This is a genomic window from Rhizobium tropici CIAT 899 (genome assembly GCF_000330885.1).
In the GTDB taxonomy this organism is placed as follows: domain Bacteria; phylum Pseudomonadota; class Alphaproteobacteria; order Rhizobiales; family Rhizobiaceae; genus Rhizobium; species Rhizobium tropici.
This window is the reverse complement of sequence record NC_020059.1, coordinates 2,360,509-2,372,919: the sequence shown is the minus strand read 5'-3', so window position 1 is coordinate 2,372,919 and position 12,411 is coordinate 2,360,509. Positions and strand designations below refer to the sequence as shown.

13 protein-coding genes are annotated in these 12,411 nt (G+C 55.8%); 9 read left to right on the top strand and 4 right to left on the bottom strand.

Going from position 1 to position 12,411, the window contains the following annotated elements; translation table 11 throughout:
* Window positions 1–3: 3 nt before the first annotated feature.
* From RTCIAT899_RS11580 to RTCIAT899_RS11545, 7 genes are all read left to right on the top strand, one after another.
* Window positions 4–426 carry a hypothetical protein gene (locus tag RTCIAT899_RS11580; RefSeq protein ID WP_015340425.1) on the top strand — a complete coding sequence of 141 codons (423 nt, stop codon included), beginning with the start codon at window positions 4–6 and terminating at the stop codon, window positions 424–426.
* Complete coding sequence (locus tag RTCIAT899_RS11575) at window positions 416–835, top strand: hypothetical protein (protein ID WP_041677550.1); 420 nt, start codon at window positions 416–418, stop codon at window positions 833–835. The genes RTCIAT899_RS11580 and RTCIAT899_RS11575 overlap by 11 nt, the downstream gene beginning before the upstream one ends.
* A gap of 18 nt (window positions 836–853) precedes the next feature.
* Window positions 854–1,522 (top strand): DUF4376 domain-containing protein, encoded by a 669-nt coding sequence (locus RTCIAT899_RS11570; RefSeq protein WP_015340423.1) that lies wholly within the window; start codon window positions 854–856, stop codon window positions 1,520–1,522.
* Between the two features lie 369 nt (window positions 1,523–1,891).
* Window positions 1,892–2,524 carry a hypothetical protein gene (locus RTCIAT899_RS11560; RefSeq protein ID WP_041677548.1) on the top strand — a complete coding sequence of 211 codons (633 nt, stop codon included), beginning with the start codon at window positions 1,892–1,894 and terminating at the stop codon, window positions 2,522–2,524.
* A 146-nt stretch (window positions 2,525–2,670) separates the two neighbouring features.
* Window positions 2,671–2,922: a hypothetical protein gene (locus tag RTCIAT899_RS11555; protein WP_015340421.1), complete on the top strand. Its 252-nt coding sequence runs from the start codon at window positions 2,671–2,673 to the stop codon at window positions 2,920–2,922.
* Window positions 2,923–2,996: 74 nt separating this feature from the next.
* Complete coding sequence (locus tag RTCIAT899_RS11550; RefSeq protein WP_015340420.1) at window positions 2,997–3,326, top strand: hypothetical protein; 330 nt, start codon at window positions 2,997–2,999, stop codon at window positions 3,324–3,326.
* A 123-nt stretch (window positions 3,327–3,449) separates the two neighbouring features.
* The gene (locus RTCIAT899_RS11545) at window positions 3,450–4,400 is read left to right on the top strand and encodes a sugar phosphate isomerase/epimerase family protein (protein ID WP_015340419.1); all 951 of its coding nucleotides are present in this window, start codon (window positions 3,450–3,452) and stop codon (window positions 4,398–4,400) included.
* On the opposite strand, the gene RTCIAT899_RS11540 is transcribed toward RTCIAT899_RS11545, so the two are convergent.
* From RTCIAT899_RS11540 to RTCIAT899_RS11530, 3 genes are all read right to left on the bottom strand, one after another.
* On the bottom strand, window positions 4,385–4,591 hold the full coding sequence (locus RTCIAT899_RS11540; protein ID WP_015340418.1) for a hypothetical protein: 207 nt from the start codon (window positions 4,589–4,591) through the stop codon (window positions 4,385–4,387). The genes RTCIAT899_RS11545 and RTCIAT899_RS11540 overlap by 16 nt on opposite strands.
* Window positions 4,592–4,896: 305 nt before the next feature.
* Window positions 4,897–5,193: a hypothetical protein gene (locus tag RTCIAT899_RS11535; RefSeq protein WP_015340417.1), complete on the bottom strand. Its 297-nt coding sequence runs from the start codon at window positions 5,191–5,193 to the stop codon at window positions 4,897–4,899.
* Window positions 5,194–5,324: 131 nt separating this feature from the next.
* Window positions 5,325–6,293 carry a polysaccharide lyase family 20 protein gene (locus RTCIAT899_RS11530; RefSeq protein WP_015340416.1) on the bottom strand — a complete coding sequence of 323 codons (969 nt, stop codon included), beginning with the start codon at window positions 6,291–6,293 and terminating at the stop codon, window positions 5,325–5,327.
* 190 nt (window positions 6,294–6,483) lie between these two features.
* On the opposite strand from RTCIAT899_RS11530, the gene RTCIAT899_RS11525 reads away from it, so the two are divergent.
* Window positions 6,484–6,972, top strand: a complete 489-nt coding sequence (locus tag RTCIAT899_RS11525) for a heme-degrading domain-containing protein (RefSeq protein ID WP_015340415.1) — start codon at window positions 6,484–6,486, stop codon at window positions 6,970–6,972.
* A gap of 45 nt (window positions 6,973–7,017) precedes the next feature.
* Here RTCIAT899_RS11525 and RTCIAT899_RS11520 read toward each other — a convergent pair whose 3' ends face one another.
* Complete coding sequence (locus RTCIAT899_RS11520) at window positions 7,018–8,274, bottom strand: AGE family epimerase/isomerase (RefSeq protein ID WP_015340414.1); 1,257 nt, start codon at window positions 8,272–8,274, stop codon at window positions 7,018–7,020.
* Window positions 8,275–8,536: 262 nt separating this feature from the next.
* On the opposite strand from RTCIAT899_RS11520, the gene metH reads away from it, so the two are divergent.
* Window positions 8,537–12,313 carry a methionine synthase gene (gene metH / locus RTCIAT899_RS11515; RefSeq protein ID WP_015340413.1) on the top strand — a complete coding sequence of 1,259 codons (3,777 nt, stop codon included), beginning with the start codon at window positions 8,537–8,539 and terminating at the stop codon, window positions 12,311–12,313.
* The last annotated feature ends 98 nt before the right edge of the window (window positions 12,314–12,411 follow it).

The following is a 12,411-nucleotide window of genomic DNA, read 5'->3' as shown; positions in this document are numbered from 1 at the left end:
GCCATGGCGTCTTCAGTCGCCCATTACATCCTTTTCGCCGCCGATGGCCGCATCCGTCAAAGCGGTCACTGTGACCGGGAAACGCTGCCCGAACTCGCCACCTTATTTGATGAAGGCTACGCGGTCATGGAGGTGCCGGCAGCCGAATACCGGCTTGATATCGACGCCACGTCCTATGTTCGTGACGGCGCGATCGTTCCCAAACGGCCGGCCATTGAGATCACCGAATACACGATTCGGGCCGATGGCATTGAGAAGGTTTGCTTCGCCGTGCCGGCTGGGACCTCGGTCGTTCATGCCAACGAGATCGTCGCGATCGACGACGGCATTTTCGAGTTCACGACGGACGTTCGCGGCGACCACCGCCTTCCCTTCATCGCCGCAGCTGGCTTTCACGATTTCGAGGTGACCATCCATGCTGTTTAACGTGTTCGCCGATCTCGTCCTGGAGCGTGTCCAGGCGCAGACCGACATTGACCGACAGGTGCGGCTGGCGCGAATGTTGTTCATCACCGTCATTCCCGGTCAGGAAGCGGTCTATGCGCTGAAGCTTCGCGAGGCCGAGCTCATCGCCGCCGGTCGGAGCCGGGGCGATAGTGTGCCCGAGGGCGAGACGCCGCATATCACGGCCGAGGCTGGCGAAGATGGCATTAGCCGCTTCGAAAAGGCCGTCGAAATTCTAACGCGAGACCAGCACTGGAAGGTCGGCTCGCAGATGATCGAGGCTTTGCGCCGATCGGCGAAAGCAGCTCTTGCCGCCGCCAAAACCGCTCCCGAAATCCGCGCCGCCGCCGAAATGGATTGGCGAGCCGTGCGCGCCTTTGCCCGAGCTTAAAAAAGAGGAAGGATTGCCATGTATCGCATAGACAGCATGTATGAACCGATGGTCGAGGCGCTGCTTGCAGCTCGATCGGAGAACAAGGTCGATGGCTGGATGGCCTGCGTTGCCTTCTGGCTCGGCCGGCAGCAGATCTACAATGTTCCGGACTACTGGCTCGCGCTTGCTGCGAAGATCACCTCCGGTCTTTCTGATGCCGATCAGAATACCATTCTTGATCAACTGAGCAGCAAAGAGGCCGCGCTTGTCAGCTCGGCCGTCGATTGGCCCGAGACGCCGGGAAGCCTATTGGCGATCGTCTCGGGTTGGTCCCCCGAACCGCCTCCGGTCGATCTCTACGCTTATGCTGCATCCAAGCGCTACGCCGTCGAAACAGGCGGCATCTTGCTCAATGGCATGCGCGTCATGACCGATCGGGCCAGCCAGTCGCTGATTACCGGAGCCTACAACTATGTGCAGGCGAATCCGGACGTACTGGTGAAATTCAAAACGTCAGGCGGCTTTGTCGAGCTGACGGCCGCGCAGATGACAACGATTGCAAATGCTGTCGGTGCGCATGTACAGGCGGCATTTGCGGCCGAAAGTGATGTGAACGTCCAAATCATTGCCGGCATGATCACCACCAAGGCCGGGGTCGATGCATTCGCTTGGCCATCCGATGCCGGTCAGAGCACAGATACCTGAGGAGGTTAAGCTTTAATTCGGGTTAAAGCCCCCGCGAGGAAAATGAATTATTTTAGTCCAAGGGATAGCGTAGGGCCGAGATCGCCCCCCCGACGCGGTATATAGGCTAATTTATTGCCTTTGCTGAATAACGAGCGATATGCACGTAAAAGATGTCATGTGTCGATGTAACAGCAGCGACCGGCGCTCATCAGCCAGAACGATAGCGCGCGACATACTTGATACGTGAAAATCCGGGACTGCTCCGGGTTGGAAGGCCTTTAAAGCTGCAAACGAGTTCAATCCGGCCGCCATGGGCCGGCTTTGCCCAATGGCATGGTTTGCAAGCATCACATCCGCATTTGTATCTTCAAATTTGGAATGGAGCATATGGACCACGAGAAATTCTTCTCGGCGATAAGAATGTCATTGTTCAGTGGCCGGCTGTCGACAAATCAGGTCAATGGTCTTGAGGCGATTCTCGCACAATGGATAGCCGAGCCATTCGATCCACGTTGGCTGGCTTACATGCTGGCAACTGCCTATCACGAGACGGGTAAAACGATGCGAGCAATCTCCGAGAATCTGAGCTACTCGGCCGCTGGATTGCAGTCAACATTTCCGAAATATTTCAATCCAGAACAGGCTAAGGCCTATTCCCGCCAGCCGCAGCGGATCGCTAACCGCGCTTATGCGAACCGGATGGGAAACAGGGATGAAGCCAGTGATGACGGTTGGCGGTATCGTGGGCGCGGTCTCGTTCAGATCACGGGACGGGACAATTATGCCAAGTATGGCATCGCCGATGATCCGGATAGGGCTCTCGATCCTGATAAAGCGGTTGAAATCCTATTTGATGGCATGATCAACGGGCGTTTCACCGGCTGGAAGCTTGCCGATTACTTCAACGCTGTCGGTTCCGATTGGCTCGGGGCGCGCCGGATTATCAACGGCACTGATCGAGCAATCGATATTGCCGGCTTTGCCAGGAAGTTCGCTGCGGCGATTGAGGGTGCTCGATAGATTTACAGAACGATGGGCTGCGGCCGGATACCGGCGATACTACGGGTGCTGGCTTCCTAGACCCCTTTCGTGACTGCCTCCTATGAGTTCAAGGCTTCGGGGTCGCGCGCTGATGCACAACCCCCATCGATACAACGGGAGAATATATGTTCAATACGAATACGTTCCACAATATTCTGAATGTGTTAATTGCGTTATCAGCTTCGATGATCGCTATTCTTCTGGCAACTGGCTGTACCCAGCTTGTCGATGGCACGTTGGAGTGTTCGCAATCCTTCGTCGGTCCAGGCTTTGCCGCAGCCGCTGTGGCGGCTTTGAGCATGCTAAAAATCATTATCAATATCATGCGGGACGGTATCACGGGTTTGATAAAGCCTCAGCCGCCTGTTGCCAAATAAGCTCATCCAGCCGCCGCACGCCATGAATAAGTAGCGGCGGCATTCCAAATCCCAAAATTCGATCGAGAAAAGCGATGACCTTGCACGAATTTCTGGATGCTTTGGGCATCAAGGTCGGAGTCGTCATTGCTGGCCTTTCCGGCGGTATCCTGCGCGGTCTCTCCAGGCGCCGATATACGACGCGAGAGATTATTGCATCGCCTATTTGCGGCGCGCTTGCTGCAACCTATTTAACGGAGCCGGCGCTTTTCTATCTGCGCGCTATCAACTGGCCTTTGCCTCAAAAGGACGTCGCGGCCATGAATGCCACGGCTTTCGTCGTTGGCGTATGCGCCATGTGGATTGCCGATCTGCTTTTTGACGCCATTTCCAGATGGGTTAAAGGAGGGCATGAAAGGACTTAGCGACGATTTCTTATGGGAATAGAGTTGCCGCAACAGCAGGGAGTCTTAGCATTTTTGGATTGATATCCGTGCAGTCGAGACTATGTCTTGATTACCTTTCAGCAAAGGGAATGGGGGAGTCTTGTGGTTGATTTGTCGGATCGTTTTGCGGTTTCAACCTGGTCCTTGCACCGGGCGCTCGGTGCCACCTATCCCTATAAGCCCGGCGACCGAGCATACCCGGCTCGCCAATCGACTTACGGGAAGGGTACGATCGAATTGATCGATGTGCCGCAACAATGCGCCGATCATAGCATCTTTCGGCTTGAGATTTGTTCCTTCCACTTGCCGAGTCTCCTTCCCAGCTATCTCCGTGATTTTCGCAAGGCCACGGAGGAGGCCGGCGTAAAGCTTCAGACGCTGCTCGTCGAAGACGGAGATCTCAGCAATTCTCAAACCGCCCATCGCGACGCTGAATGGATGGAAGGATGGATTGACGTTGCCGCAGCTCTTGGTGCTGAAAACATGCGCGTTATTGCCGGAAAGGCTCGGCCGACGGATCCGGCTTTGATGCTTGCGGAGACTCATCTGCGGCGGTTGGCTGAGTTGACGGCCGCTGCGGGAGTGCGCCTAGTTATCGAGAATTGGTTCGATCTTCTGCCGGGACCGACGGAGGTCAACCGGATTCTCGATGCTCTGCACGGAAAAGTCGGCCTCAATGGAGATTTCGGCAACTGGGAGCGAGCTGGCAAATACGAGGATCTAGCGAAGATCATGGGCCGCGCTGAACTCTGTCATGCAAAGGGGCGCTATTCAGCGGCAGGCCTTGATGAGGAGGATTATGTTCGCTGCATTGAGCTTTCCAATTTGGCTGGCTATCAAGGCCCTTTCACGCTGATCTACGACTCCGCGTATCATCAGGATGAATGGTCCGGGATCCTTGAAGAGCGAGACTGCATCGCCAGGGTTTTCGGAGAGAAGTTCGCAAATGACGATCACTACCGCTGCATTTCCAGAGGCGCTACTCATGGAAATTGTGCTCGGATTTTAGATGTAAAGCTGGATACCCGTGCAATACATCAGTGTAAATCGTAATTGTGTAATGCGCCAAGCAACTGATCTTGTGTTTGATAACCGGCGTTATAAAGATCAATGGCCACATTGGCTGCGGACAGACCTTCCTGACTTTGCAATTTGATGCTGCGCTCGGCACACCACGCAAAAAGTGCGCCCGCGAGGACATCGACGTCATCAGGGTAAAGCGGTACATTGACCATCACAGACATTCGCTACACCATTCATGTTGGAGCTTGATATTGGTTGGTGAAGCGAACACTGCTTTGGTTTCGGAAATTTGCAACCAAGTTTACCGCGCGACGTTAACGGCCGCCTGATTTGGGGCAACCTCTGTGTCCTAACGTAACACAGGTTCATTATCCGACACATTATTGCTGGTTTCGATGGTCGCCGGGCGGTGCCAGAGAATGGGTAAGCCTGTCACTAATATCGTGCGGCGCAACAAATAAGAGGACCCCGAGCGTAGTCCCCAGCGCCACTAGGAGCGATAATGCCAGCCTTGGCCGCGAAGGCATCATTGATGGATGGGATGCGACGCCTTAACCGCGGCCTCGATCAACTCCTCGGCATATAGGAGTGCCGATGCCGTATCTTCTCCGTCGAGTTTTAAGTCCTTACACTTACGATGCATGGCTATGCGAATTTGGGCTAGCAATGCTGCGTCAATATCGACTTCGCCTTCTTCGAACACATGCGTTAATGCGGACTGGGCGACAATTTCCAGGACCGCAACCCGGCCTTCGATTTCACCCAGAGAGGGTATCGCGTTCCTCTTCACATGCTGCTTGCAATCGCGATGGGTAGTAAGCATCTCGGTCACCTCCTTCACGAAGGAGGATAACTATCGAGAAAGGAAAAAGTTCGGCCACTTCTCAAAAAAACTGCGCTCTCGCAATGCGCGTAGCCATATTGCTCTGGGGGTATACATTCTCGGCAGCCTTTTCACTTCATGGGGCAAAGCTTGGGATCCGATAGTACATCGGCACAGCGGGGTGACCGGCGGAAATCATCGTAATAAAGCGTCCATACAGTGGTATCCGCGGCGCGATATGGTCCGAATTTGAAATATTGATTTTTTCCCAACCCGTGATCCGCGTGTCCTATATGGCCGGTGACAGTAACGATCCATTTATTGTTGGCAAATATCTCAATATGACCCGAGCCATCCGGGCCTGGTTTGCTGTAAATGGCAAAATCGATCCAGCCTGATGCAGGTATCGGCAACTTGTTTCCACGATTTATTACTTTGATCGCGTCTGTGCAGCCTGTAAATTCTTGTCCGTCGGATTCGTCCCAATTGTCGTCCGTAGCCACCAAGGCGCGCATCTGATTGGTATCGGGACGAAACCAGACCGGCGCCTCGTCATTATTGCAGACCTTGCCCTTGTTTCCAGGCTCCTGGTTCTTGATGGGCGCAACGTAGTTGGTTTCCACGGTCGCGAAGAGCTTCCCATTATTGAGCCGCAACGCGAGAAAGGGACTGAAGTCCCCTTCGGCTTTCGGCCCGATTTCCCTCTTCCATTGAGCAATGAGGTAGCGATGGTCGCCAGAGGGTATGGGATCGGCGAACTTTACAGCGAAACCGTACCAAACTCCCTGATTGTATGGCACGCGATATTTAGTGCGCTCCCAGATCTCGGCTCTTTCGCTGCAATTTGTTTTATCAGGCGCGCAGAATGGCCGGACACTCAGCTTCAATGCACCCGCGCCGGTACGTTTTACGTCTGATTGAAATTCGATCGTTCCTGCCTTTTGTTCGGCATTATCGCGATAGTAAAGGTGCCCAGATCGAGCGAAATCCTTGCCGTCGAAACCGTCGCGCAGCACTAATTGCGCTGGACTGTCGGCCAGGGCCGATGTCGTGGCACAGGTGCAGGCCAGTATGGCGGGCAGCGCATATTTTGCATTCATGCTGGAGTATTCCTCTGGCGGGACATTCATAGAGCTTTATCAATGACCTGTTCGCTTCCTGCAAGCAAGCAAGAGCGCTAGCCTTCAAGGCCGGGTAATGGCAGCTTGGTTTCGAAATACGGAAGAGATAGATAGACAAATCGTTCTCTCCGCGTTTCATAGGCGAATACAATTTTTAGAGAAGGTTTCCATGACGATCGACCAGGATCTCGCCCGCATTGAGCTGCAAGAGGAAATGCTGCGTTTCGATGCTTTTGACCTTTCGACCGCTTGGGTGCTCGGCAAGCTGTTGCGCGACCTCGCCAGCGAGCGCAACATGGGCGTTGCCATCGATATCACCCTGCATTCCATGCCGGTCTTCTACATAGCCTTGCCCGGCTCGACGCCTGATAATTCCAATTGGATTCGTCGGAAGCGCAATATGGTGCTGCGTTACTTCCGCAGTAGCTACGCCAGCACGTTGCGGCTACAGCAGCAGGGTAAGACGATCGAGGACAACGGGCTTTCAAGCGCGGAATATGCCGCATCTGGCGGTAGTTTCCCCATTTTTGTCAACGGCACGGGGTGCGTTGGCGCCGTCACCGTTTCAGGTCTGCCGCAGCGGGAAGACCACAGTCTTGTTGTCGAAGCCCTGGCTCTTACTCTCGGCCACGAGCTTCACAATCTCAGCCTCGCATAGAGGGGCGAAGCGGCGCCGCAAGTCGAGCGGGCGCCGCTGCTGATCTCAGATATTGCCGCCGGCCTCGGCGATAACCTTGGTCAGGCTGCCCGTGGCCGGGAAAAGGGGGATGAGGCAGGCCTGCAAGGCATGATAGATATCGCCCTTGCCAGGAAACAGCGTATGAGCCGGAATGAGATCTTCCGTCAGCTCTTCATGCCAGCCGCCATTGACGCGATCGATGAAGGCTTGGCCGATCACGCTCCAGATCCTGCGGTAGCTTTCTTCGTGAAAATCGCTCGGGACGTGTTCGTTCAGGTAATGAGCGGCACCAGCCCCCTCGCAGGCAGGCCACCAGAGCTTGTTGCGCTTTGCAGGCCCATCTTCCCAATCAAGTGTATAGAAGAATCCGCTCTTCTCATTGTCCCAGCCGAGTGACATGGACTGAGAGAAGAGGCCCTTGGCTGCTTCCGGCATCCAGTCGTGCCGCTTTTCCCCCAGCGCCCAAAGCTGCAAGATCAGGCGCGCCCATTCCAGCCAATGCCCTGGTGTCGTACCCGACGGGCGAAACATCTCATTGCCGCGGTAATTCTTATCGAGCACCCAATCGGCGTTGAAGTGTTCGGCAACGCGCCAGCCCACGGACCCCGCCGAACGGCGAATGACGAGATCGGCGATGCTTTCCGCCTTTTCGAGATATGTCTTGTCGCCGGTCGCTTCGAAAGCAGCCATCAGCGCTTCCGTCAGATGCATGTTGGAGTTCTGGCCGCGATAGGTGCCACCGTCGATCAACGACCAATCCCGATTGAACTCCTCGGCAATCGCCCCATGCTTTGCTTCCCAGAACTTAGTATTCAGAATTTCCGTGACGTCTGCCAACATGCCATCGGCCAGTGGATGGCCGATCGTCTTTGCGGATGAGGCAGCAAGCAGCACGAAAGCGTGGCCATAGCCCTGCTTGCTGGAATCGGCGGGGCCGTCATTGTTCAGCGACCAAAAGTAGCCGCCATGCTCCGTGTCGCGATGATGATTCCATAGGTAGTTCATGCCGTGGTCGACAATTTCGTTTGCGCCGGGACGACCGAGCAACGACCCGATCGAGAAGCAGTGCACCATGCGGGCCGTCGAATGAATGCCGCGTACGGGATTTACCTTATCCAACGGCTTGCCGGCATCATCCATGTCGTGGAAGCCGCCTTTGGGATTGACGGCGCGGTACTGGAAGAAATTGAAAAGCGCGTCGGCCTGATCGAGCAACCAGCGCCTGTGGTAGGCGCGGGTGCTCCAGTTTCCGAGCGCTGTGGGTTCAACCTGTATGTTCATGCCGTCCTCCTAGGATTCTCTTCCAGAAGCCGTATAGCGCCGTCCGAAAGCGCTGTCATGGCGTTATGGAATGAAGCTGTGTCGTTACCCCCGCGTTGTCCATGGTCGGGCGGCAATTCGTCCGGTCTGCTTTTCCTGAAAGAACGCAACTATAGAAGATGCACGCTTGCGCTGCACCGAACATGAGCGTAGATATGTTGACATAAAGATATCTTTATGTGATCTGATTGCGGAGTCGCAATCAGGCCAGAGGAATTCGCTTATGTTTGACACTCTTTTTGGTTCCGAGACGACGAAGCGTAGTGGCGGCGAGATTTTCGAAACCCTGCGAAAGGCGGCGAGTGAACGGATACTCGTGCTTGATGGCGCCATGGGCACGCAGATCCAAGGTCTCGGCTTCGACGAGGATCAGTTTCGCGGCCATCGGTTTATCGGTTGCGCGTGTCACCAGAAGGGCAATAACGACCTCCTCATCCTGACCCAGCCCGATGCGATTGAAGATATTCATTATCGCTATGCCAAAGCCGGTGCGGATATCCTCGAGACCAACACCTTCTCTTCCACCCGCATCGCGCAGGCGGACTACCAGATGGAAGATGCTGTCTACGATCTCAACAAGGAGGGCGCCGAGATCGTCCGCCGCGCCGCGATCCGCGCGGAACGCGAAGATGGTAAGCGACGCTTCGTGGCCGGTGCGATCGGTCCGACCAATCGGACGGCGTCCATTTCTCCTGATGTTAACAATCCTGGCTACCGTGCGGTCACTTTTGATGTTCTGCGCTTGGCTTATGGGGAGCAGATCGACGGTCTGATCGACGGCGGTGCTGATATCATCCTGATCGAAACAATTTTCGATACTCTGAATGCAAAGGCCGCGATCTTTGCCTGTGCCGAGCGCTTCGAGGCCAAGGGTGTTCATCTGCCTATCATGATTTCTGGCACGATCACCGATCTTTCCGGGCGCACGCTATCCGGCCAAACGCCGTCAGCCTTCTGGAATTCCGTGCGCCATGCGAATCCTTTCACAGTTGGCCTCAACTGTGCTCTCGGTGCAAACGCTATGCGGCCGCATCTGCAGGAGCTTTCGGCTGCCGCGGACACCTTCATCTGCGCTTATCCCAATGCCGGTCTGCCGAACGAATTCGGTCAGTATGACGAGACGCCCGAGATGATGGCGGCGCAGGTCGAAGAATTTGCGCGCGAGGGGCTGGTCAATATCGTTGGCGGCTGCTGCGGTTCAACGCCGGAGCATATCGCCGCAATCGCTCAGGCGGTTTCGAAATATCCGCCGCGGCAGCCTGCCGAGCATCGTCCCTTCATGTCGCTCTCGGGTCTGGAGCCATTCGAGCTCACCAAAGATATTCCGTTCGTCAATGTCGGTGAGCGGACCAACGTCACTGGCTCGGCGAAATTCCGCAAGCTGATCACCAACGCCGACTATACGGCAGCGCTTGCCGTCGCCCGCGATCAAGTCGAAAACGGCGCGCAGGTCATCGACATCAACATGGACGAGGGCCTGATCGATTCCGAAAAGGCGATGGTGGAGTTCCTGAACCTCATCGCCGCCGAACCGGATATTGCTCGCGTTCCCGTGATGATCGACAGTTCCAAGTTTTCGATCATCGAGGCCGGCCTGAAATGCGTTCAGGGCAAGCCGATTGTCAACTCCATCTCGCTGAAGGAAGGCGAGGAGAACTTTCTCAAACAGGCGCGGTTGATGCGGATGTACGGCGCAGCGGTCGTCGTGATGGCGTTCGATGAGACAGGTCAAGCAGATAGCTACGAGCGCAAGGTCGAGATCTGCTCACGTGCCTATAAGCTATTGACTGAAGTTGCGGGCCTGTCGCCGGAAGACATCATCTTCGATCCGAATATCTTCGCCGTTGCGACTGGCATCGAAGAGCACAACAATTACGGTGTCGATTTCATCGAGGCGACGAGGACGATCCGGAAGACCATGCCTCTGGTCCATATTTCCGGCGGTGTCTCAAACCTGTCCTTTTCGTTCCGCGGCAACGAACCCGTCCGCGAGGCCATGCATGCCGTATTTCTTTACCACGCCATTCAGGCGGGCATGGACATGGGCATCGTCAATGCCGGGCAGCTGGCTGTCTATGACAATATCGATCCGGAATTACGGGACGCCTGCGAGGACGTGGTGCTCAACCGCCGTCCGGATAGCACAGAGCGCCTGCTTGAGATTGCCGAGCGCTTTCGCGGCGCCGGCAGCAAGGAGGCGAAGGCCCAGGATCTTTCCTGGCGCGAATGGTCGGTCGAGAAGCGGCTCGAACATGCGTTGGTCAACGGCATTACCGACTATATCGAGGCCGATACCGAGGAAGCGCGTCAGAAGGCAGAGCGGCCGTTGCATGTCATCGAAGGCCCGTTGATGGCCGGCATGAATGTCGTTGGCGACCTCTTCGGTTCGGGCAAGATGTTCCTGCCACAAGTCGTGAAGTCCGCCCGTGTGATGAAGCAGGCCGTTGCCGTCTTGCTGCCCTACATGGAAGCCGAGAAGCGTGCCAATGGTGGTGATAGCGAACGGCAGTCAGCCGGCAAGGTGCTCATGGCGACCGTCAAGGGCGACGTGCACGACATCGGCAAGAACATCGTCGGTGTCGTGCTCGCCTGCAATAATTACGAAATCATCGATTTGGGCGTCATGGTGCCGGCGACCAAGATCCTGGAGACAGCCGTCGCCGAAAAGGTCGATATCATCGGCTTGTCGGGATTGATTACACCGTCATTGGACGAGATGGTGCATGTCGCCTCGGAGATGGAGCGGCAAGGCTTCGATATTCCGTTGCTGATCGGTGGGGCCACCACCAGTCGTGTCCATACAGCGGTAAAGATCCATCCGAGCTATCATCGCGGACAGACGGTCTATGTCACGGATGCAAGTCGTGCGGTCGGTGTTGTCTCAGCGCTACTATCGCCCGATGCGCGGCAGGGCTATGTCGATACCGTTCGGGCTGAATATTTCAAGGTCGCTGCTGCGCATGCGCGGAGCGAGGCCGAGAAGATACGCCTGCCGATTGCAATAGCGCGTGAGAATGCCGAAAAAGTGGATTGGTCGGGCTATAAGCCGGTCAAACCGCAGTTCCTCGGTACCAAGGTATTCGAGAGCTACGATCTGGCTGAGCTGGCGAAATATATCGATTGGACCCCATTCTTCCAGACCTGGGAGCTCAAGGGTCGTTTTCCGGCAATTCTCGAAGATGAGAAGCAGGGCGAGGCGGCACGGCAGCTTTATGGCGATGCACAAGCGATGCTCGAAAAGATCATCGCGGAAAACTGGTTTCGCCCGCGTGCGGTCATCGGTTTCTGGCCAGCGGGCACGGTCGGCGATGATATCAGGCTGTTCACCGACGAAAGCCGCAACGAGGAGCTTGCCACTTTCTACACGCTGCGGCAGCAACTGTCGAAGCGGGACGGTCGCCCGAATGTGGCGTTGTCGGACTTTGTGGCGCCGGTTTCCAGTGGTGTCGGCGATTACGTCGGCGGCTTCGTCGTCACGGCCGGTATCGAGGAGGTGGCCATTGCCGACCGGTTCGAACGCGCAAACGATGATTATTCGTCGATCCTCGTCAAGGCGCTGGCAGACCGCTTTGCCGAAGCTTTCGCCGAGCGGATGCATGAGCGGGTGCGTCGAGAGTTCTGGGGCTACGCTGCGGATGAGAATTTCACGAGCGAGGAGCTCGTTCTCGAAGCCTATGCAGGTATCCGTCCAGCGCCAGGCTATCCGGCGCAGCCTGATCATACCGAGAAGGATACGCTTTTCCGCCTGCTGGATGCCGAAGCGACAACGGGCGTAAAGCTCACGGAAAGCTATGCAATGTGGCCGGGTTCCTCCGTTTCGGGCATTTATATAGCTCACCCGTCTTCCTACTATTTCGGTGTCGCCAAGATCGAGCGCGATCAGGTCGAAGATTATGCAGCCCGCAAGGGCATGCCCGTGGCAGAGGTGGAGCGTTGGTTAGGCCCTGTCCTCAATTATGTGCCGGAGAAGCGCGAGACCGCGGTCGACGACGCAGCCTGATCGCGAGTCATGTCAAAGACTTGCGTTGTTTGGCTTAGAATTTGATTCCATATACACGCGCCACCTCAGCCATTCGGTTGGGGTGGCGCCTTTTTTGA